The 23,574-nt window shown below is 63.6% G+C and carries 7 protein-coding genes; 4 read left to right on the top strand and 3 right to left on the bottom strand.

All coding sequences use genetic code 11. The features are described 5' to 3' along the window. Positions 1-41: 41 nt before the first annotated feature. Both ACZ9IL_RS05670 and ACZ9IL_RS05665 read right to left on the bottom strand, forming a co-directional pair. Positions 42-1,253: an ROK family protein gene (locus ACZ9IL_RS05670; RefSeq protein ID WP_476002630.1), complete on the bottom strand. Its 1,212-nt coding sequence runs from the start codon at positions 1,251-1,253 to the stop codon at positions 42-44. Positions 1,254-1,358: 105 nt separating this feature from the next. Then, a complete protein-coding gene (locus ACZ9IL_RS05665) occupies positions 1,359-3,026 on the bottom strand; it encodes a methyl-accepting chemotaxis protein (RefSeq protein WP_476002629.1) in 1,668 nt (555 codons plus the stop codon). A gap of 130 nt (positions 3,027-3,156) precedes the next feature. On the opposite strand from ACZ9IL_RS05665, the gene ACZ9IL_RS05660 reads away from it, so the two are divergent. The 4 genes from ACZ9IL_RS05660 (at position 3,157) to glpC (ending at position 8,086) form a co-directional block, all read left to right on the top strand. Continuing rightward, positions 3,157-3,612, top strand: a complete 456-nt coding sequence (locus ACZ9IL_RS05660; RefSeq protein ID WP_476002628.1) for a YchJ family protein — start codon at positions 3,157-3,159, stop codon at positions 3,610-3,612. Positions 3,613-3,887: 275 nt separating this feature from the next. Further along, on the top strand, positions 3,888-5,570 hold the full coding sequence (glpA, locus tag ACZ9IL_RS05655) for an anaerobic glycerol-3-phosphate dehydrogenase subunit A (protein ID WP_476002627.1): 1,683 nt from the start codon (positions 3,888-3,890) through the stop codon (positions 5,568-5,570). Further along, the gene (gene glpB, locus ACZ9IL_RS05650; protein ID WP_476002626.1) at positions 5,567-6,832 is read left to right on the top strand and encodes a glycerol-3-phosphate dehydrogenase subunit GlpB; all 1,266 of its coding nucleotides are present in this window, start codon (positions 5,567-5,569) and stop codon (positions 6,830-6,832) included. The genes glpA and glpB overlap by 4 nt, the downstream gene beginning before the upstream one ends. A 51-nt stretch (positions 6,833-6,883) precedes the next feature. Beyond that, positions 6,884-8,086 (top strand): anaerobic glycerol-3-phosphate dehydrogenase subunit GlpC, encoded by a 1,203-nt coding sequence (gene glpC, locus ACZ9IL_RS05645; RefSeq protein ID WP_476002625.1) that lies wholly within the window; start codon positions 6,884-6,886, stop codon positions 8,084-8,086. Positions 8,087-8,153: 67 nt separating this feature from the next. Here the strand turns inward: glpC and ACZ9IL_RS05640 are convergent, their stop codons facing one another. Then, entirely contained in the window at positions 8,154-23,546 is a 15,393-nt protein-coding gene (locus tag ACZ9IL_RS05640) for a retention module-containing protein (RefSeq protein WP_476002624.1), read from the bottom strand. Between the last annotated feature and the right edge of the window lie 28 nt (positions 23,547-23,574).

Raw genomic sequence — 23,574 nt, 5'->3', positions numbered from 1 at the left:
GCAGCGTCCGAAGGGCCCTAGTGACTAGATAAATCCGGGTCTCATGCTTCCTTGTCGCTGCGCAGCAAATCGAGCAGCAGGCTGCCGTCGCGCAGGGCCTTGTGTACCTGCACCGAGGTGGGCTTGGTGGGGTCTTCGTAGAAGTGAGTGGACTCTATCTGCAGGCGCACCAGGTAATCGGCTGGCAATTGGCTCGCCAGGGACTGGTGCAACATGGGGAACAGCAGGCGATCGGCGCGGGTGATCTCGCCCCCCAGCAGCAGCTTGCCCGGGTTGAGCAGGCAGATGAGGTTGGCGAGTACCCGGGAGAGGCGCCCGGCGGCCTGATGCAGGATGTCCTGGCAGAGGCTGTTGCCCGCCAGCGCCAGCTCGCACAGTTCGCGAATGTTGACGCTTTTGGGCAGGTCGTGCTCCTGCATGCGCTCGCGCAAGTCCCGGTATTGCGCCTCCAGCGCCTGATTGGTCACCAAGGTGCAGGCGCAGCCGAAGCCGCCGCAGTAGCAGCGCTGACCATAGGGCTCGAGCTGTAAATGGCTGAGATCCCCGAGCAGGGCCGACTCGCTCTCGATGAGCTGACCGTTGACCACCATGCCGACCCCGATGTCGTTATGCACGAACACCAACACCGCATCGGCGCAGTTCTTGGCGGCGCCCCATTCGCGCTCGGCCTGGATCCAGGTGCGCACGTCACCGCTCACCAGCACCGGCACCTCGAACGCCTGCTGCAGGGTCGGACCGAGCGGCCAGTTGCGCAGATCGTAGAAGGGGAAGTGCTTGACCATGCCGGAGTGACGCTCCACCTGCCCCGGCAGACAGAGCGCGATACAGGCAAGACGCAAGGATTTTTTCGGCAGGAAGCCGTCGATGGCCCGCACCAGGCTGGCCAGCAAATCGCCGCGTTCGGCCTCGCTGAACAGATGACGATGGCGTGCAAGGGAGTGACCCGCCAGATCGAACAGAGCCATGTCCACATAGCCACGGCCGAGGCGCATGGAGAGAAACTGGAAGCGGCGTTCGTTGATCCGCAGCAGGGTCTGGCGGCGGCCACGCCCCACCGAACTCTCGCCACAGGTGACAATCAGACCGCCATCGAGCAGCTCGCGGGTGATCTTGGTGATGCTGGCCGGGGAGAGACCGGTCAAACGGGACAGATCGGTACGGGACAGTTCCTTGTGCTCTTCCAGGCTGGCATAGACCAGACCATAGTTGAGCTGCCGGATCAAATCGATACTGCCTTTCACGATCTCATTCATAGGGTATGGGGCTAACGAAAAGAACGAATGGCCCGATTTTCCCACATTCTGCGGCGATCCCCAAATTTGCCGTCTGGAAATGACGTCCAGACGGCAAAAATGTGACTAGTAACGGAAGCGGGAGACCAGTTGGCGCAATTTGTCACCCGTACCGGCCAGCGCGCGGGTGGTGGTGTTGGACTCACCGGCCGCCTCGGTCAGCTCGCTGACGATCTGCTGGATGGCCACCAGGTTCTTGTTGATCTCCTCGGAGACCGCATGCTGCTCCTCGGCGGCGGTGGCAATCTGGATGTTCATGTCGTTGATGGTGCCGACCGCCGTCACCATGCTGTCGAGGGAGCTGGCGATGTGACTCGCCTCCTGCACCGTCTCCTGGCTGCGCGCCTCGCTGGCCTGCATCACCTCCACCGCCTGCTTCACCCCTCCTTGCAGGCGTTGCAGCATCTCATTGATCTCCTTGGTGCTCTGCTGGGTACGCCCGGCCAGGGATCGTACCTCGTCCGCCACCACCGCAAAACCGCGCCCCTGCTCGCCGGCCCGGGCCGCCTCGATGGCGGCGTTGAGCGCCAGCAAGTTGGTCTGATCGGCGATACCGCGAATGACCTCCACCACGGATCCTATCTTGCCGGTCTCCTGGGCCAGCTGCTCGATGACGCCGGCGGCGGTGTGCACCTCCTCCACCAACCGGTTGATGCTGCCGATGGCACTGCCCACCACCTCGCGGGCGGCGTCGGATTCGCGGGCCGCGTCGCTGGTCGCCGTGGCGGCGTTGGAGGCGCTGGCCGCCACCTCCTGGGCGGTGGAGCTCATCTCGGTCACGGCGGTGACCACCTGATCCGTCTCCCGGCCATGGCCGTGCATCTGCTGGTCGGAATGCTCGCTCAGGCGGTGCAACTTGTCCACGGCGCCGAGCAGCTGATGGCTGGTCTCACCCACCTGGCTCACCACCGACTGGATCCGCTCGACGAAACGGTTGAAGGCGCTGGCCAATTGACCCACCTCGTCCTTGCTCTGCACCTTGAGGCGTTGGGTCAGATCCCCGTCCCCGTCGGCGATGTCATTGAGGGCCGATACCGCCTCCGCCAGCGGTCGGGTGACTCTGTTGCCGATCACCACGGTGGCGGCCAGGGTCACCCCCAGGATCAGCAAAATCAGCAGCACCCCGGTTTGCAGGGAGGCGTGCATGTTGCTTTCGCGATCACTGCGCAGGGCCGCCAGCTCGCTGTCGATGTCATCGATGTAGAAGCCGGTGCCGACCACCCACTGATACTTGTCGAGCACCAGGTTGAACGAGAGCTTGGGGGCATCCCGGCCGAGGGACGGCTTGTTGGTCCAGTACTCGGAGTAACCGTCCCCCTGCCGCGCCGCCTTGACGATCTCCTGAATGAGCAGGGTGCCCTTGGCATCCTTGTCCTGCCAGCGGTTTTTACCTTCCACCTCGGGACGGGTGGGCAGCAGCACGGTATCCCCCTTGAAGTCGTAGACGAAGAAGTAACCGTCACTGCCATAGCGCAATGGCCGCAGGATCTCCTTCACCCGCGCCCGCGCCTCGGGGCTGTCCGGCGCGGCATACTCTTTCTCGATGGCCGTCTTGGCGAGCATCAGGTAGCTGCTGAGCAACGTCTTGCGCTCCTTGACCGCCTTGTCCCGCGCCACTACCAGTTCAGATTCCAGATCGTTCTTGGAAATCAGATAGTTGCTGAGGTTGACCACCAGGGCCATCAGCAGCACGGGGATAGCGCCCAATAACAGGATCTTCTGTTTCAGAGTCATCTTGTACTTCCTTAGCCATTTTTTTATGGGTGTTCCATTCCTACCAATCGGGCCATGGGGTGCTGGCCGAGGGGGGGCCGCTTTCGCTACAATCTCGCCACCTTTATATATCGACCCGATGAACTGACCCATGAGCCTATGTCCTTGCGGTTCCTCCCTCCCCCTCTCCCAGTGCTGCGGCGCCCTGCACGCCGGCCAAGACGCCACCACCACAGAGCAGCTGATGCGCTCGCGCTACAGCGCCTTCGTGCTGGGGCTCGGCGACTACCTGGTGCACAGCTGGCACCCTGACTATCTGAACGGGCTGACCGCGGATGAGCTCTCCCACACCGATACCAACTGGGACGGGCTGGAGATCCTCAAAGCCCAGGGTGGTCCTTCCGATGACACCGGCACGGTGGAATTCAAGGCCTGGTTTTTGGAGGGCGAAGAACGCCACTGTCTGCACGAGCGCTCCCGCTTCGTGCGCTATCAGGGGCGCTGGGTCTACACCGAGGGTGAGCAGGATCCGGCACCGCTGCGGGTCGGCCGCAACGATCCCTGTCCCTGTGGCAGCGGCAAAAAGTCCAAGAAGTGCTGCGGCTAAGGCGTCGAATACGCCATAAACAAAACATTTTTCAGGGTAAACTATGATAAAAAGACACTAAAGCAGCATAAGAAATAACAAAACTGGCGTTCATATAGCCAGAATACAGGGGCCTCGGGCCCCTTTTTTGACGTCCTGGGTGTGACAACAGTCACAAATTGCTCATTCACCTGTCGTTTGTGAGCGTTTGCGAACATTAACTTGGCCCATATCAAACATTTTTGCGCGGGAAGGCGCCACACTGGCCCCATCTGGACGAGATGAGACGGGCAAGAATGAAAAGAATGAGCACGGAAGTCGTCATCATAGGCGGCGGCGCCACCGGCGCTGGCATCATGCGCGATTGCGCGCTGCGCGGCATCGACTGCATCCTGCTGGAGCGCGATGACATCGCCGCCGGCACCACCGGCCGCAACCACGGCCTGCTCCATTCTGGGGCTCGCTACGCGGTGACGGATCCCGAGTCCGCCCGCGAGTGCATTCAGGAGAACCGCATCCTCAAGCGGATCGCCAGCCACTGTGTCGAGGACACCGGCGGCCTCTTCGTCACCCTGCCGGAAGACGACATCCGCTTCCAAACCGCCTTCATGAGCGCCTGCGCCCAGGCGGGCATCGATGCCCAGCAGCTGGATCCGCGAGATGCGCTGCGCCTCGAACCCAATGTAAACCCGGCACTGATCGGCGCCATTCGTGTGCCTGACGGTACCGTCGATCCCTTCCGCCTCGCCGCCGCCAACGTCTTGGACGCCAAGGAGCACGGCGCCCGCATCTTCACCCACAGCAAGGTGCTGGGGCTCCTTCGCACGCAGGACAGGGTGCACGGGGTCAAGGCCATCAACATCCGCACCGGCGAGGCGTTTGAGGTGGCGTGCCGGGAGGTGATCAACGCCGCCGGCATCTGGGGCCAGCAGATCTGCGAGTACGCGGATCTCGGCATCCGCATGTTCCCGGCCAAAGGCTCCCTGCTCATCATGGATTACCGCATCAACCAGATGGTGCTCAACCGCGCCCGCAAACCGGCGGATGCGGACATCCTGGTACCGGGCGATACCATCTCCCTCATCGGCACCACCTCCAGTCGCATCGACTATCACAAGATCGATCAGCTGAGCGTGGATCCAGAGGAGGTCGAGGTGCTGCTGCGCGAGGGGATCAAGCTCGCCCCCGTCATGGCCCGCACCCGCTTGCTGCGCGCCTACGCCGGAGTGCGCCCGCTGGTGGCGGTGGACGGGGACGAGACGGGCCGCAACATCAGCCGCGGCATAGTGCTGCTGGATCATGCCGAGCGCGACGGCCTGCAAGGCTTCAATACCATCACCGGCGGCAAGCTGATGACCTACCGGCTGATGGCCGAGATGGCCACGGATCTGGTCGCCGACAAACTCGGCAATCGCCGGCCCTGCCGCACCGCCGAGCTCTCCTTGCCGGGCTCGCGGGAGCCGGAGAAGGTCTCGGTCCCCGGCCTCAGCGTACCGGCGGTCGGCTCGGCCCAGTATCGTCACGGCGAGCGGGTCATCGCGTTTTTCCGGGATAACCCCAAGGCCAACGCCCTCATCTGCGAGTGCGAGATGGTGACCGCGGGCGAAATCGAATACGCCCTGCGGGAACTGGACGTGGACAACCTGGTGGATCTGCGCCGCCGCACCCGGCTCGGCATGGGCCCCTGCCAGGGGGAATTGTGCGCCTATCGCGCCGCGGGCCTGATGCAAGAGTACGGCAAGGCCGACGGCCGCGAGGCCTGCGTCATGCTGCGCCAGTTCCTGGAGGAGCGCCACAAGGGGACCCGTCCCGTGCTCTGGGGGGATGCCCTGCGAGAGACCGAATTCACCTACTGGATCTACGAGGGGCTGTTTGGCCTCGGCGAGTGGACGGCGCCCCAGCTGGTCACTGCCCCCCCAGAGACCAGCCCGGATAGCGGCATCGAGCCCGCATTATCGACTCAAGGAGAGCCATCATGAAATTCGACAACATCGTGATAGGTGGCGGCATGGCGGGCCTGTCGGCGGCGCTGCGCCTGGCCGAAGCCGGCCAGCGGACTCTGCTGATGGCCTCCGGCCAGAGCGCCCTGCACTTCTCCTCCGGCTCGGTTGATCTGCTGGATGGGGCAGGAGATCCCCGCGCCGCCCTGCCCGCCTTCCTGGCCGAGCGACCGGAACACCCTTATGGCAAGGTCGGGCTTGCCAACATAGAGGCTAGTCTCAACGATCTGCAGCGCCACTGCGCCCTGGAGGGGCTCGCCCTGTTTCGCCAGGAGCACAACCACCAACGGCTGACCCCCATCGGCACCCTGAAGGCCACCTGGCTCTCTCCCGATACCTGCGCCTGCGTCACCGACGCCCCCGTCCCGACCAGCTTGCTGCTGGCGACTCTGGCCGGCTTTCGCGACTTTCATCCGGCGCTGGCGGCGGCCAATCTCCAGGCCCAGCCGCGCTTCGCCCACTGCCGGATCCTGACCGGCGAGATCCGGCTGCCCCAGCTGGCCGAGTTCAGCCGCAATCCCCACGAGTTTCGCTCGGCCGATATCGCGCGGCTCTGTGATAAACACGATCTGCTGGCGGATCTCGCCCGCGAGATAACCCGCATGGTACGGGAATGCGGCGAGCCGGCGTGTCACCACCTGGTGTTGCCCGCCTGCCTGTCGCTGGGGTTGGTCGGCCCGCGCCTGGCGGAGCTGGAGCGACACACCGGCTGCACCATCCGCGAGATTGCCACCATGCCGCCGTCGCTCGTCGGCATGCGGATGCAGGAGGCGCTCAAGCGCCGCTTCCAGAACCTGGGCGGCACCTTCCTCACCAGCGAGCGGGTGCTGGGCGCCCGTTACGAGGGAGACAGGGTGATCGGGGTTCATAGCCAGAACGGCGACGATCAGCTGTTCGAGGCAGAACACTTCGTGCTCGCCTCCGGCAGCTTCTTCAGCCGGGGGCTCGAATCGCGCCTCGGTGGCATTCGTGAGCCCATCTTCGACGCCGACGTGCTGAGCCTGCCGGAACGCGACGCCTGGGCCGGCCGCAGGCTGTTCGACCACCACCCCTTCCTGGGCTTCGGGGTCAAGACAGACTCGCAACTGCGGGTGCTGCGCGGCGGCAAGCCGCTCGCCAACCTCTATGGCGCCGGCAGCGTGCTGGCACACTACGACCCGGTGAGAGAAGGTTCCGGCTCCGGGGTCGCGGTCGCCACCGGCTGGCAAGTCGCCGGTCATATCCTGGATGCGACCAAATGATTTATTCGTCCCATATCCCGTGCCTTCATCGCCGACGGGAGGAGAACTGACATGCTACTGGATCACGCCAACCAAACCTTCGATCAGTGCATCAAATGCACCGTCTGCACCGCCTACTGCCCGGTGGCCAAGGCCAATCCCGCTTACCCGGGTCCGAAACAGGCCGGCCCCGACGGGGAGCGGCTGCGCATCAAGAGCCCGGAGCTGTTCGACAGCGCCCTCAAGTACTGCACCAACTGCAAGCGCTGTGAGGTGGCCTGCCCGAGCGGGGTGCGCATCGGCGACATCATCGCCAAGGCCAAACACCAGTACGGCGGCATCAAACCCGGGATCCGCGAGTTCGTGCTCTCCCATACCGATTTGATGGGCAGCATGTCCACCCTGATGGCCCCCCTGGTCAACTTCACCACCGGCCTCAAGCCCATGAAACTGGTGCTGGACAAGGCGCTCGGCGTCTCTTCCCACCGAGATCTGCCCAAGTACTCCCAGGGCACCTTCCGCGGCTGGTACAAGAAGCAGAAAGCGGCCCAGGCCCGCTTCGCACGCCAGATCGCCTACTTCCACGGCTGCTATGTCAACTACAACCACCCGCAGCTCGGCAAGGAGCTGGTGCAGGTGCTCAACGCCATGAACATCGGCGTGCAACTGCTGGAGCGGGAGAAGTGCTGCGGTGTGCCGCTCATCGCCAACGGCTTCATGGACAAGGCCAAGCAGCAGGCGGCGTTCAATATCAAACAGATGGAGAACAGCCTGCTCGGCAACGAGATGCCGCTGCTGGCCACCTCCTCCACCTGCGGTTTCACCCTGAGGGATGAATATCCCCACCTGCTGGAGCAGGACAACCGCAGGGTGCGTGATCGCATCTCCCTGGTGACCCGCTTTATCTGGAACGAGTTCTACCGCGGCAACAAGCCGGCCATGAAGCCGCTGGATCTTCACATCGCCTACCACACCCCCTGCCACATGGAGAAGATGGGGGGCGTCATCTATACCCTCGAGTTGCTGCGCGCCATCCCCGGGGTCAAGGTGACGGTGCTGGATTCCCAGTGCTGCGGCATCGCCGGCACCTACGGCTTCAAGTCGGAGAACTACCAGACCAGCCAGGACATAGGCGAAGGGCTCTTCGATCAGATAAACCGCATCAAGCCTGATCTCGTCATTACCGACTGCGAGACCTGCAAGTGGCAGATCGAGATGAGCACGCCCTTCCCTTGCGAGCATCCGATCCATCTGTTGGCCCGAGCGCTGGTCTGATAACAGCAAATCATCCACGCAAAAAAAGAGCCGGCAATTGCCGGCTCTTTTTATCTGTCCCTTCTCATCAAGGGTGCTGGATGATCAGGCTGTGCTGATCCAGCAGGGACTGCAGTATGTCGTGGGAAGAGGAGCCGCTGTTCAGGCTCCAACCGCTCAGATCCACGTCCTTCAGGGTGATCTGCTGGGTGACGTGACCATCCCCCGCCGGCGACACCGAGAGGCTGACGTCGTGCAGACCCGCACTGTCGGTGGTGACGGAGGCTGACAGATGCTTGAGCAGCCCGTCCACGCTGTTGTCGGTCACCCCCTTGAGCAGATCCGCCAGATCGATCTTGTCCCCCTGACTTAACTTGAAGTCGGTGATGGTATCGAGAGCCGGGTGTGCCGCCGTCCCCTCATCGCCGCTGCCCCACACGAAGAGATCGCTGCCCGCGCCGCCGGTCAGGGTGTCGTTGCCCTGGCCCCCGCGCAACACGTCATCTCCCAGGCCACCCAGAATGCGATCGTCACCGGTCGAGCCAAACAGCCAGTCCCCCTGATCCGAACCCAGCAAGTCGTGACCGCTCTGGCTGTGGATATTGAGGCTCTCCTGGGCCGAGCTCAGGGTACTGCCACCCGCGCTCGACTCGGCAGTCAGCGTCAAGGCGTGATCCCCCGCCGGCAGATCCTTGAGATAAATGGGCACGGATTGATCCATCGGCAGCAACCAGTCGTTGCCGTCCGCGTGGCCCACGCTCTGGCCATGCTCATCCACCACCTGGGCGCTGCCCAGATTCTGGATGCGCACAGAGAGCTCACCCGAGATCGGGTTGACCACGCTGGCGCTCAGGTTGAGCGGCACCCAGGCCCCCTGCAGGGCCAGGATGTCGTGGGTCCCCAGGCTCAGGAGCGGATCGTCGGCCTCGGCGGTCACCGTGATGCCGACCCGGGAGCTGTCGGTCAGAGCACCGCCCACCCCCGTGTTGCCCTGATCCGAGGTGGTGATCGTCAGGTTGTCCTGGCCCCAGAAGTCCTTGGCCGGCTCGTAATGCAGGTTGCCGCTGATCAGGCTGTTCAGATCCGCAAGGGATCCCACCAGGGTCACCACATTGCTCCCCGCCCCCTGTACCGAGACGGCGCCCGCCGATCCGAGCAGGGTCAGCACGCCGTGCTCGACCCGCAGTACCATGGAGAGCGGCGCACTGCCGGCATCCACATCCTTGACGCTGATGCCGGAGAGGGACAGCGAACCATCCTCCTTCACCTGCATGGCGCTCGGTACCTGGTTGACCGGGGCGTCGTTCACCGCCTGCACCTCGATGGGCAGCACATCGGTGTCGCTCAGAGCCCCACCGCTGCCGGTACTACCGTTGTCATTGGTCACCATGGTCAGGGCATCCTGACCATTGAAGTCCTGCTCACCCAGATAGGTGACGCCGCCATTGAGCAAGGCATTGATGGCATCCTGCGAGCCTGTCAGCACCAGGGAGTCGGTGCCGTTACCTACGACAGTCACGCCGCTGCCTGCCACCAGGTTCAGGGTGCCGTGCAGGACGGACAAGGTCACCGAGAGGGGGCTGCTGCCCGCATCCACATCGCCCACCTGCAACCCATGAATGACGAAGGGTTTATCCTCCTGCGCCACCTGGGGTGTGCCCGGCAGCACGTTGACGGGGGCATCGTTGACCGACTGCACCTCGATGGGCAGCACGTCGGTGTCGCTCAGCGCCCCGCCGCTGCCGGTGTTGCCATTGTCATTGGTGACCATGGTCAGGTTATCAGCGCCGTGATAATCCGGGTTGCCCTGATAGGTGACGCCGCCGTTGAGCAAGGCGTTGATGTCATCGAGGGAACCGGTCAGCACCACAGAACCTGTGCCGTTGCCAGCCACCGTCACCCCGCTGCCCGCCGGCAGGTTCAGAGTGCCGTACTCGACCGAGAACCGCACTTCCATGGCGCCGCTGCCCGCATCCACGTCTTTTACCTGCAGACCCTGAATGACGAAGGGTTGATCCTCCTGCGCCACCTGGGGCGTGCCCGGCAGCACGTTGATGGGGGTGTCGTTGACCGGGCTAACATCCACGTGAATGGTGCCGCCCACCTCGGGACCGAGGGCGCCGTTGTCGAGGCTCTGGGCGGTCACCTTGATGTCCAGCGCGCCGTTGGCATCGTTGGTCACCAGTTCGATGGCATCGAGCTTGCCGCCATCCGTGGTGATCTGCCAGCGGCCACCACCGAGATCCACCACGTTGCCAGCCACCCCGTTTGGCAACCGGATCTCCGCGCCATCGGGCACCCCTTCGAGGGTGACGCGCACCTGCTCGGGTGTATTCTCGTGGACGTTAGCGGCGTTGCCGCCGGTGGCCCGGGTGTCCCGGGTCTCGAGCCCCAGGTTCAGGGTGATCACATCCCCCTCGGTACCGCTCGCCTTGTCCTGCAGATCGGCGATGATGGCGTCCCCCACCGGATTGACGGTGACGGTGAAGCTGCCCTTGGTCTCTAGCGGTATGGTCAGCCCCTTGTCCAGGGTAAAGGCACTCAGGGTGAGATCCACGCTGCCGCTGAAATCCGCTGGCGGGATCAGGGTCAGCTTGGAGAAATCGGTGCCCACTGGCACCTGCCAGACGCCGCCGCCGTTGTTGACCGCAGGAGCGGACAGGGTGAAGCCATCCGGCACTCCGGTGATCTGCAGCCCCACTATCTGCTCGGAGCCATCATTGTCGATGAGCGTCGCCCCCAGGCCTCCTAGATTGACACTGCCATCCTCGTCACCGCTCACGGCATGCACCGTGAGTGTGGCCGGATCGTTGACCGGCAGCACCTCGAAGCTGGCCTGACCGCGCCAACTGTCACGATCCATACCCGTGGTGGCGGTGTCGAGGATATCGACCGTCACGGCCAGCGGCACCTTGCCGCTGAAGTGCTGTTTGGGCACGAACACCAGATCCTTGAGCGCCGCCGGATCCGTGAGCACCAGGCTGTTGACCGGCCGACCGTTGGCATCCAGGAAGTGACCATATCGGGCATCGACGGTCACGGTCACCCGCTCCACCGTCTCGAGGCCGCCATCGGCCACCGAGGGGCTGATATCCGCGAGTTTGACCGAGAGGTCGAGGTGGATCTCGGTGTCTTCCAGATTGTCCGGCTGGCCGTCGCCATTCACATCCTTCACCTGCAGGTGCAGCTCTGGCTGACCATCGGCGCCGCCATTGGTGTCCACCTCCGGGGTGATGGAGAGGGTGATGTCCTTCTCCACCGACTTGCTGTCGCCGCTCACGCTGTCCGTGTTGACCAGTCGCACCTTGAAGTCCAGGCCGTCGCCGGCGTAGTCCTGTGGCAGGGTCAGGGTCAGCTTGTCGAGATCGCTCAGACCATTGGGCAGCTTGATCAGGTATTCGTTGTTGACGAAGTCAAAGGCGAGCCCTTGCACATTGACACCGGGGGGCAAGTCGGTGATGACGATGCTGAGTTCGTCATGATCAGCATCTGCCGTGCCCAGGGTCACCATGCTCTTGAGCTGGGTACCGAAGTTGACGCTGTGATCCTCCACCCCGACGATGGGCTGGCTGTTATCCAGGTCGATCGTCGCCGCGAGCTGATCCGGTGTGGTCACGGGGGCAAAGGTGGCATTGGCATGCAAATCCTTGCGCACGCTGGCGCTGACATCCCCGTCATCGCTCAGATCATGCACCATGGCACTCACGTTGAAGCTGATAGTACCGCCCTTGTAACCGCTGGGGGCACGCAGGGCATAGCTATCGAGTGCGCCGTTGGGCACTGTCCAGTTGCCATGACCGTCGTGAATCCCGCCCACCACCACGAAGCCGGGAGGGAGATCGCTGATCACCAGGTAGTCGATGGTCTCGACGCTGCTGGGATCCAGATCCTGGAATACGAAGGCATCCTTGAGCGGAATATCGTGCCCGTCCGGACTATCCAGAGTTCCGGTTTGCACCAGGTTGCCATCGGGTTCCACCACGGCCTGGATATCCACATGCAGGTTGCCGTCGATCACCTTCTGGGCCGTGGCACCGGAGTCCACATCATGCTGGGTCACGGTGACGTGGCTCTGGATATGGGTGTCCTTGTCGCTGTCCTCTGGCGCCTTGACCAGCAACTGGCCGCCGCTGAGCAGGCTCCTCAGGTCTGCATCGCTTACGTCCAGGGTACCGCCGTTGACAGTGAGCGGGGTCTCGACCCCACCCACGCGGATCCAGATCTCGTAGCCGGGCTCGATACCGGAGAGGTTGAGGTGAGTGACATGCTCGGCGCTGTCGCTCAGATCGGGATGCCAGTCGAGCACGGTGAACTGATCTTCCAGGCCCTGGCTGGTCTTGGCGTAGTCGGTGGCATCGATCGCGGGCTCGATCTTGATGGTGAGCGGCACATCGAAGCGCTTGTGGTCACCGTCGTTTTCGGTCACCACCACGTGGCCGATGAGGTGGATATCGGCAGTGCTGTTGGGCGGTGGCAGGATCTGCAGGTTGCCCAGATCCGACACATTGACCTGATAGGTCGGCTTGCCGTGACTATCGAGTCCGGCGAAGGTCAGGGTCAGCTCCTTGCCACTGCCATCTAACACCTTGGCGCCATCCGGCAAGCCTTCCAGCACCAGGTTGAGGCTCTCGGAACCGTCACCCGTCGTCTCCCCCGACTCGAGCTTGAAGTTCAGCGGTGCCTTGCCATCTTCGGCGATGGTGATGCTGTAGCCGTTGCCATCCTGGGTCCAGCCGGTGCTGTTCAGATCGAAGTGCGGGGCGTCCACCACCCCGACCAGATCCACATGCAGGCTCTGGGAACCGGTCTCCTTCTCGTTGACGACAAGGTGGGTCTGACCGTTGGCATCGGTCAGGGTGACGCTGTCCTTCACCACCCCCTTGATGGTGAGATCGAAGTCGACGTTGCTGTCCTTCGGCGGCTGCAGTTGCAGCTCGCCGATGCGGGCATAGGGCACCTCATAGTAACCGTTCGCATCCAGAGTCACCGCCATCCCGCCCAGCAGCAGGGTCGCACCGGCGGGCAGTCCGCTGATGCGCACGAACATCTGCTCCGAGCCATCGGTGCTGTCCCCCAGATGGGTGAGCACTATCTTGCTGCCGAGGTTGAGCAAGGTGTCTTCCTTGCCCTGGATCTCGCGCACGCTCAGCTTGGCGTCATCCGCCTGCGGATTGACGTTGATCACCAATTCGATGGGGTCGCCGAGCACCTTGCTCTGACCGCTCACCACAGGCGCCTTCTCGGTACTGATCGGGGTCAGGGTAAGCTTGATGTCGCCGCCGTAGTCCTTGCCGGGCACCACGGTTATCTTGTTGATGTCCCCCGCCGCTACCGTGTAGAGACCGTTGCTGCCCGGCTGGATCGCCTTGCCATTCAAGCTCAGGCTGCCCTGGCCGGACTCCCACTTGATCTGGTAGCTCAGGGTCTCGGAGCCATCGGTGTCGGTGAGCTCGGCCTTCACGTTGAGGGCGATGCCGTGGCTGTCCTCATCGGTGCTGTAGTGCTGATGAGTGCTGGCGCTATCCCACAGTGGCTTGTCGGCGATGCCCTGCACCGTGATGGCGAGATCGCCGGTCACGGCAGGCGGCGGCGTCCCCTCGGTCACCCCGACCTGCAGCTGCACCTGGAAGTGCAGCGGCTGCTTGTTGTTGCTCCAGCTCGACCAGTCTGCCGACGGCACGAAGGTCAGGCCCGAGGTGTGGTAGTTGACGTTGTCGGTGGTCACCATGGCCGCCGGCGGCACGATGAACCACTTGCCATCGGCCGTGGTGGTGAGCGCCACCCCGTTGTAGTAGAAGGTGCCGTGAGCATTGGCCGGCGCCTGGATCAGCAACTGATCCACGTGCTCGCCCCGATCGAAGTCGCCGATGTCCAGGTCCATCTGGATGGCGATCCCCTTGCTCGGATCCTGGGCTCCCTGATCTTCCTGTCCGGTCGATGCATTGACGGTGAAACGCACCTCCTCATCCTGCAGGTTGAGGGTCAGGGTGCTCTCGGCGGTATCGCCGTCACCGTCCACCAACTGGGCCTTGATGATCTGGCTGAGGCTGGCGGCATCGTGATCGAAGCCAGGCCTCGGCGTGAAGCTGTAGTTGCCCCCCTGCTCGATGGTCAGGGATCCCATCACCTGTTTGCCGTCCGGGCTCATCACGTCCAGGGTCAGGCTGCCATTGATGGCATGCAGCTGGCCGTTGATGGTGACCGAGGCCACCCTGGCGCCATCGGCCCCCTCGTTGGCGGGGGGCAGCAGATCGCCGCTCACGGCGCTGCCGGTCTCGTTCAGGTTATGGGTCAGATGAGTGCCGATGGGCATGTCATCCTGTACCTTTACCTCCACCGTCACATTGGGGCTGCGGTCCCCGTCGTGATCGGTCACGAACAGCGGCACCTCTATCCCCAGCTCATCCTTGCCCTGAGCGCCGTGATCGAGCTGGCCCACCAGGTGGAAGCTGTAGCTGCCGTTGACGTCCAGGTGGATCCAGAACACCGGCTTGCCACCCTCCGCTGTCGCCAGATACCAACCCGGGCTATAGGCCGCCAGGGTCACCTCCTTGCCACCCGAGGTGAGGTGGTTGGTCTGGTTGAAGGTCGCCACATCCAGCTCGAGGGAGGCCACCCGATCCGAACCGGCGCCTATGGTCACCTTGCCGCTCGCGGCCTCCCCGCTCTCGGCTGGGGTGGTACCCGGATGCTGGCTACTGCTCGCATCCAGATCCGCCTCCTCGACCCGGATGGATTCGATGGATGTGATCACGGGATCCGCCGCATCGGTGATCACCACGTTGGTATTGCCGGTGATCACCGAGCCATCGCTGTCGATTACCTTGACCGGCAGGGTCAGGCTCAGTCGATCGTCGGCGCCGTGGTCCAGGTTGGTGTGGACCGTCACCTGATAGTCGAGGGTCGTTTGGGTGTGCGCTTCGATACGGCCCGGCACGTTCGGCAGGGTCACCGTCAGCACCAGGGTGCCGCTTGCGGTGACACCCTGGAAGCGGTGGCCGTTGCTGCCCGGCACTTCTTGCCAGGTGAGGGTTTCGCCGTTGTGGGTGATGGCCTGACCGCTTGCATCCAGCACCTGACCACTCAGGGTCAGCCGCACCTCCACTACGGGGTCCGAATCCGCCTTGATGGTCAGGGTACCGGTGGCCTGCTGATCATCACCGGTCTGGTGGTTGCCGGCGCCATCGAAGCGCCCCTCTTTCAGGGTCACCCCGGTCAGGGTGATGACCGGCTGATTCCCCTCGCCGATGCGGATATTGAGGGTGCCGGTGGTGCTGTCGTTGTTGCCGCTGCCCTTGTCGCTATCAACGATATTGAGCTTGAACGGCAGATCGGTGGCGTTGCCGCCGCTCTGGTGCACGCCCTGATAGAGGGTCACCTTGTAGTCGAAGCCGTTGCTGGCGGCGTTATCCAGCTTGCCGTCGAGCTCGACCTGCAGCACCTCGATGCGCTGGCCGTTGAGCTCGACGTAACCCTTGAGCACCTGGTTGCCCGGGATATTGGCATCGCCGTCGACCAGCTCGTATTTGACCTGTTGGCCCAAGGCGGTCAGCGCCGGCTGCTGGCTGATGTCGGCAAACGACACCTCGCTCACCCGATCCGAGCCGGCCTCGATCTGGAAGTGGCCGGTGCCGGTCAGGGGGGTCTGACCGTCGAGGTTGCGCTCATCCAGGCTGACCCCGGGGCCCGCCACGAAGCTCGGCGCATGGCCATCCTTGATGATGAGTGGCAACTGGGTGGAGACGCTGTCTCCGTCCTTGTCACTCAGGGTCACATGGAGCGGCAGGTTGAGGGATTCGCTGCCCTGGTGATCCAGCTCGGCGCTCAGGGTCACCTTGCTGCTGACGCTCCAGTTGCCGTTGCTCTCCACCAGGTCGAGCTCGGCGCGCAGCACCTCACGCCCGTCGGCACTGGTGCCCACCAGATCGCCGTTGGCGTCCAAGCTGAAGGTCACCGGACTGCCGTGGCTGCTGAACTTGCCGTCCAGGCTGCTTTGGATGGCGCTGATATCGAATTTCAGGCTACTCGCGTCAAGCGCATCGGCGCCATGGCTCACGGTGAAGCTCATGTGGCTGACCACGGTCCCCGCGCCTTGATCCGCCTCGGTCAGGCTGGTGCCGATCACGGCGCTGATCACCGGGTTGGCCCCGTCGCCGATGGCGACGCTCAAGGAAGAAGAAACGGTGTCGCCGTCCGAATCGGTCAGGGTGAAGCCCGCCTTGAGCAGGCTGTCGGCGCTGGCCTGATCCAGCGGCTGATTCAGGGTGAAGACGTAGTGACCTTTCTGATCCAGCGTCAACGTGAAGACGTTCTGACCGTTGACCATGCCGCTGATGCTGTTGCCGCTGACGCTGATGACCACGGGTGCGCCGCCGCTGGTGAGGCCCTGCAGGCCCGGCTGGCTGGCGTCGAAGCTGATGTTGGCGAGCGGATCGGTGCCGGCGGTGATGTTGAGATCCCCGCTCAGGGTCTGACCGGCCGTCCAGTCGCTGTCTTCCACCAGATTCAGGATGACCGCATCCACGCTCGGCAAGGCGCCGTCGGTGATGGCGATATTGAGGGTGCCGAGGTTGCTCTTGTCACCGTCAAAGTCGGTGCCCTGCACCTGCAGCCCCAGATTGACGCTGTTGGTATTGATCGGTTGATCCAGCACACCATCGAGCTGGACATGGTATTTGCCGTCCAGATCCAGGGTCACGGTCAGAATCCGCTTGCCGCCGGCATCCAGCAGGGTGATCTGGTTGCCGTTTACCTGATAGGTAGTCGGTTGGCCACCGCTGGTGAGGCCGTTCAGGCCGGGCTGGTTGGCCTCGAAGTTGAGGGACACCAGGCGATCGCTGCCCACATTGACCGGCAGCTGACCATCCAGAGTCTGACTGACCCCGCCCTCTTGCAGACTCACACCGGCATCGATGCCGAGATGGGGATCGACCGCATCGGTGATCACCACGTTGGTGTTGCCGGTGATCACCGAGCCATCGCTGTCGGTTACCTTGACCGGCAGAGTCAGGCTCAGTCGATCATCGGCGCCATGGTCCAGGTTGGTGTGGACCGTCACCTGATAGTCGAGGGTCGTTTCGGTGTGCGCTTCGATACGACCCGGCACGTTCGGCAGGGTCACCGTCAGCACCAGGGTGCCGCTTGCGGTGACACCCTGGAAGCGGTGGCCGTTGCTGCCCGGCACTTCTTGCCAGGTGAGGGTTTTGCCGTTGTGGGTGATGGCCTGACCGCTCGCATCCAGCACCTGACCACTCAGGGTCAGCCGCACCTCCACTACGGGGTCCGAATCCGCCTTGATGGTCAGGGTACCGGTGGCCTGCTGATCATCGCCGGTCTGGTTGTTGCCGGCGCCATCGAAGCGCCCCTCTTTCAGGGTCACGCCAGTCAAGGAGATAGTCGGGTTATTCCCCTCGCCGATGCTGACGCTGAGGGTGCCGGTGGTGCTGTCGTTGTTGCCGCTGCCCTTGTCGCTATCGACGATGTTCAGCTTGAACGGCAGCTCGGTAGCGTTGCCGCCGCTCTGGTGCACGCCCTGATAGAGGGTCACCTTGTAGTCGAAACCGTTGCTGGCGACGTTATCGAGCTTTCCGCTCAATTCCACCTGCAACACCTCGATGCGCAGGCCGTTGAGCTCGACGTAACCTTTGAGCACCTGGTTGCCCGGGATGCTGGCATCGCCGTCGACCAGCTCGTATTTCACCGGCTGGCCCAAGGCGGTCAGCGCCGGCTGCTGAGCGATCTCGGCAAACGACACCTCGCTCACCCGATCCGAGCCGGCCTCGATCTGGAAGTGGCCGGTGCCGGTCAGGGGGGTCTGACCGTCGAGGTTGCGCTCATCCAGGCTGACCCCGGGGCCCGCCACGAAGCTCGGCGCATGGCCATCCTTGATGATGAGTGGCAACTGGGTGGAGACGCTGTCTCCGTCCTTGTCACTCAGGGTCACATGGAGCGGCAGGTTGAGGGATTCGCTGCCCTGGTGATCCAGCTCGGCGCTCAGGGTCACCTTGCTGCTGACGCTCCAGTTGCCGTTGCTCTCCACCAGGTCGAGCTCGGCGCGCAGCACCTCACGCCCGTCGGCACTGGTGCCCACCAGATCGCCGTTGGCGTCCAAGCTGAAGGTCACCGGACTGCCGTGGCTGCTGAACTTGCCGTCCAGGCTGCTTTGGATGGCGCTGATATCGAATTTCAGGCTACTCGCGTCAAGCGCATCGGCGCCATGGCTCACGGTGAAGCTCATGTGGCTGACCACGGTCCCCGCGCCTTGATCCGCCTCGGTCAGGCTGGTGCCGATCACGGCGCTGATCACCGGGTTGGCCCCGTCGCCGATGGCGACGCTCAAGGAAGAAGAAACGGTGTCGCCGTCCGAATCGGTCAGGGTGAAGCCCGCCTTGAGCAGGCTGTCGGCGCTGCCTTGATCCAGCGGCTGATGGAGGGTGAAGCTGTATTTGCCGTCATTGCCCAGCGTCAGCTCGAACACCAGCTTGCCGTCCGGGGTACGGCCCGCGATCAGGTGATCGGCCACCGTTACCGCGACGCTTTGCTTGCCCGAAGTCAGCCCCTGCAGGCCCGGCTGCTGGGCATCGAAGCTGATGTTGGCGAGCGGATCGGTGCCGGTGGTGATGTTAAGGGAGCCGGTCAGGGTCTGACCAGCCGTCCAGTCGCTGTCTTCCACCAGAGTGAGGGAAACCGGGTCCACCTGTGGCAAGGCGCCGTCGGTGATAGCGATGTTGAGGGCGCCGAGGTTGCTCTTGTCACCGTCAAAGTCGGTGCCCTGCACCTGCAGCCCCAGATTGACGCTGTTGGTATTGATCGGTTGATCCAGCACACCATCGAGCTGGACATGGTATTTGCCGTCCAGATCCAGGGTCACGGTCAGAATCCGCTTGCCGCCGGCATCCAGCAGGGTGACCTGGTTGCCGCTGACCTGGTAGGTGGTCGGTTGGCCACCGCTGGTGAGGCCGTTCAGGCCGGGCTGGTTGGCCTCGAAGTTGAGGGACACCAGGCGATCGCTGCCCACATTGACCGGCAGCTGACCGTCCAGGGTCTGACTGGCCCCGCCCTCTTGCAGACTCACACCGGCGTCGATGCCGAGATGGGGATCGACCGCATCGGTGATCACCACGTTGGTGTTGCCGGTGATCACCGAGCCATCGCTGTCGGTTACCTTGACCGGCAGGGTCAGGCTCAGTCGATCGTCGGCGCCGTGGTCCAGGTTGGTGTGAATCGTCACCTGATAGTCGAGGGTCGTTTGGGTGTGCGCTTCGATACGGCCCGGCACGTTCGGCAGGGTCACCGTCAGCACCAGGGTGCCGCTTGCGGTGACACCCTGGAAGCGGTGGCCGTTGCTGCCCGGCACTTCTTGCCAGGTGAGGGTTTCGCCGTTGTGGGTGATGGCCTGACCGCTCGCATCCAGCACCTGACCACTCAGGGTCAGCCGCACCTCCACTACGGGGTCCGAATCCGCCTTGATGGTCAGGGTACCGGTGGCCTGCTGATCATCGCCGGTCTGGTGGTTGCCGGCGCCATCGAAGCGCCCCTCGCTCAGAGTCACCTCGGTCAGGGTGATGACCGGCTGATTCCCCTCGCCGATGCGGATATTGAGGGTGCCTGTGGTGCTGTCGTTGTTGCCGCTGCCCTTGTCGCTATCAACGATATTGAGCTTGAACGGCAGATCGGTAGCGTTGCCGCCGCTCTGGTGCACGCCCTGATAGAGGGTCACCTTGTAGTCGAAACCGTTGCTGGCGGCGTTATCCAGCTTGCCGTCGAGCTCGACCTGCAGCACCTCGATGCGCTGGCCGTTGAGCTCGACGTAACCTTTGAGCACCTGGTTGCCCGGGATGCTGGCATCGCCGTCGACCAGCTCGTATTTCACCGGCTGGCCCAAGGCGGTCAGCGCCGGCTGCTGGCTGATGTCGGCAAACGACACCTCGCTCACCCGATCCGAGCCGGCCTCGATCTGGAAGTGGCCGGTGCCGGTCAGGGGGGTCTGACCGTCGAGGTTGCGCTCATCCAGGCTGACCCCGGGGCCCGCCACGAAGCTCGGCGCATGGCCATCCTTGATGATGAGTGGCAACTGGGTGGAGACGCTGTCTCCGTCCTTGTCACTCAGGGTCACATGGAGCGGCAGGTTGAGGGATTCGCTGCCCTGGTGATCCAGCTCGGCGCTCAGGGTCACCTTGCTGCTGACGCTCCAGTTGCCGTTGCTCTCCACCAGGTCGAGCTCGGCGCGCAGCACCTCACGCCCGTCGGCACTGGTGCCCACCAGATCGCCGTTGGCGTCCAAGCTGAAGGTCACCGGACTGCCGTGGCTGCTGAACTTGCCGTCCAGGCTGCTTTGGATGGCGCTGATATCGAATTTCAGGCTACTCGCGTCAAGCGCATCGGCGCCATGGCTCACGGTGAAGCTCATGTGGCTGACCACGGTCCCCGCACCTTGATCCGCCTCGGTCAGGCTGGTGCCGATCACGGCGCTGATCACCGGGTTGGCCCCGTCGCCGATGGCGACGCTCAAGGAAGAAGAAACGGTGTCGCCGTCCGAATCGGTCAGGGTGAAGCCCGCCTTGAGCAGGCTGTCGGCGCTGCCTTGATCCAGCGGCTGATGGAGGGTGAAGCTGTATTTGCCGTCATTGCCCAGCGTCAGCTCGAACACCAGCTTGCCGTCCGGGGTACGGCCCGCGATCAGGTGATCGGCCACCGTTACCGCGACGCTTTGCTTGCCCGAAGTCAGCCCCTGCAGGCCCGGCTGCTGGGCATCGAAGCTGATGTTGGCGAGCGGATCGGTGCCGGTGGTGATGTTAAGGGAGCCGGTCAGGGTCTGACCAGCCGTCCAGTCGCTGTCTTCCACCAGAGTGAGGGAAACCGGGTCCACCTGCGGCAAGGCGCCGTCGGTGATGGCGATATTGAGGGTGCCGAGGTTGCTCTTGTCACCGTCAAAGTCGGTGCCCTGCACCTGCAGCCCCAGGTTGACGCTGTTGCTATCGACCGGCTGATCCAGCACGCCGTCCAGCTGGACATGGTACTTGCCGTCCAGATCCAGGGTCACGGTCAGAATCCGCTTGCCGCCGGCATCCAGCAGGGTGATCTGGTTGCCATTTACCTGATAGGTAGTCGGTTGGCCACCGCTGGTGAGGCCGTTCAGGCCGGGCTGGTTGGCCTCGAAGTTGAGGGACACCAGGCGATCGCTGCCCACATTGACCGGCAGCTGACCATCCAGGGTCTGGCTGGCCCCGCCCTCTTGCAGACTCACACCGACGTCAATGTCGAGGCTCGGATCGGTGCCGTCATTGATGGCGATCTGAAGGTCGGCGCGGGTCTCGTCACCGTCGATCTCCTTGGCGGAGACGGAGAGCCCAAGGGAGAGCTGGTCGCTGCCCTGGTGATCGAGCGGGCCTGTGAGGGAAAGGGTCACGGTTCCCTTGATGTCGCTGCCGGACTGGCTGGCGGTCAGCTCGGCCTTCAACACCTCGACCCGGTTGCCGTTGCCATCGAGGTAATAGCCACTCAGCAGGCGGTCGCCACTGAATTCGAAGCTGAGCACATGACCGTCACTGCTCAGTCCACTGCCGTTGAGGCGGCCGAGTGTCGCACTCTGATCCGTAAAGACGAGGGAGTCCGCCAGCAGGGGATCGGCCCGGTGACCGACCACAAACTGGCTCTGCCCGACCACGGCGCCCTGATTGGTGAAGGCATCCTCAGTCAGGGTGATGGGGGCAATGGTGAAATCTGGCGGCGTGCTGTCCACCAGTTCGACGTTGAGGTTGGCGTGCACCAGATCGCCGTCGCTGTCGCGATACTCCAGCGCAAACGGCAGCGTCAGCTTGTCCTGGCCGTGATCCAGGCTCTGGTTCCAGACGATGCGATAGCTGCCGTCATTGGCGAGGGCCAGGGTGAAGATGGTATGACCGCCAGCGCTGGCACTGAGGGTCTGACCGCTGACCTGATAGCTCAGGGCCGAACCCTGACTGCTGAGATTCAGCTGTTCGAGGGCGCTCTGATCGGTGCCGAAGCTCACCTGCAGATGGCCGTCCATACCGGCACCGGTATGCAGGGAACCGCTGGCGCTGACGGATCCCTTGGCCAGATCGGCCTCGGACAGGGTCAGTACATCGCTCTGCCCGATGAGGGGCGCCCCGTCGATCACCCGGTTGCCCGCCAGATCGATCACTTCGGCGCGCACCTCGTAAGAGCCCTGGATCGTCGACAGATCGAGGTTGCCCAGCTGCCAGCGACCGTCGCTGCCCACCAGGGCGGTGCCGCTGAACAGGGTCTGGCCATTCTGGCCGATGAGCGTGACGCTGACGCTCTGACCCGCTTCGACCTGAGTGGTGGTGCCGCTCAGGGTAACGTTGTCATGGCTCAGGATCTGCTTGGTGTCGAGATCGTCGATGTCGATGGCGGCTCGGGTATCAACAGTGACCGTCAGGGTATCGCTGGCCCGGTTGCCGGCGATGTCCACCGAATCGACCCGAAAATCATGGGCGCCATCGGCCAGGGTACTCGGGATCTGATATTGCCAGTTGCCGTTGCCATCGACGGTGAGCACAGTCAGCACCTTGCCCTCCAGGCTCAGGGTGACGGTGGCGCCGGGTTCGCCCTTGCCTTGCAGCAGCGGCGTGGTGTCGCGGGTGAGGTCGTCCACCTGGCTGGCGCCGGTGTCGCTTTCATCCGCCAGATCAAGCGTGATGGTGGTGATGGTATCGAGCAGGGTCTGGCCCAAGTCGCTGGCCCGGTTGCCGGCGGCATCCTGGGTATCGGCCTGGATGGTCAGCGGACCATCCACCAGCTTGCCGGTGACGTCGCCAAAGTTGGCCTCCCAGACGAAGCCGGGCAACACCACTGTGGTGGTGGTGAGGCGGTTACCGTCCTGATCAGTCAGGGTGACGGTCACCGTCTGGCCCACCTCGACATCCTCGACGAAGCCGCGAATGATGACGCCGGTTGCCTCATCGGCGTTGATGATGTTGTCGACGGTCTGTGGCTCGGTGATGGTGATGGCGGCCAGCAGATCCTGATCTTCGGAATAGGGCTGCTCCTCACCCGGCAGGCGTGCATCGTGAGCGGTATCAAACCCCGCCTCGGCCACCGTAAATTCGCTGTTGAGATCCACCACCACGTAGCCACCGGCACTGGAGCCGACGACGCCACCGGCCGTGCCTGCCCCTGCGTTACCGGCAGCGGTCTCTTCAAACAGTGCGGTCGGGTCGGCGCCTTGGCGGATGGCCTCTTGCAGGCTGGCCAGCTCGGGATCAAGCTGCTGGGGATCCGGCTGCAACTGAGCCAGCTCGAGCCCGTCGGGGGTGTTGGTGTCAGCGGCCGTATCGGCCAACTCGAATCGTCCATCGGATCCGGCAAGCAGACGCTCGCCGGGCTGCAGCTGCATGCCCACCGCCGCACGGTACAAGGAGCCATCGGCGTTCATGACAAACACGGCCCCCTCCAATTCGGTGATCAGGGTCGGTTTTTCGATTCGCAGCTCAGCCATACTTCCTCCAACGCATAAACACAGACTT

Source organism: Aeromonas sp. TECH754 (genome assembly GCF_056279295.1).
Note: the sequence above shows the minus strand (reverse complement) of the source record. Positions and strands in the feature narration are given on the sequence as shown.

Coding starts and splice junctions, on each gene's coding strand:
- ACZ9IL_RS05670 (WP_476002630.1), bottom strand. CDS start 1,253: ATGAATGAGATCGTGAAAGGCAGTATCGATTTGATCCGGCAGCTCAAC.
- ACZ9IL_RS05665 (WP_476002629.1), bottom strand. CDS start 3,026: ATGACTCTGAAACAGAAGATCCTGTTATTGGGCGCTATCCCCGTGCTG.
- ACZ9IL_RS05660 (WP_476002628.1), top strand. CDS start 3,157: ATGAGCCTATGTCCTTGCGGTTCCTCCCTCCCCCTCTCCCAGTGCTGC.
- glpA (WP_476002627.1), top strand. CDS start 3,888: ATGAAAAGAATGAGCACGGAAGTCGTCATCATAGGCGGCGGCGCCACC.
- glpB (WP_476002626.1), top strand. CDS start 5,567: ATGAAATTCGACAACATCGTGATAGGTGGCGGCATGGCGGGCCTGTCG.
- glpC (WP_476002625.1), top strand. CDS start 6,884: ATGCTACTGGATCACGCCAACCAAACCTTCGATCAGTGCATCAAATGC.
- ACZ9IL_RS05640 (WP_476002624.1), bottom strand. CDS start 23,546: ATGGCTGAGCTGCGAATCGAAAAACCGACCCTGATCACCGAATTGGAG.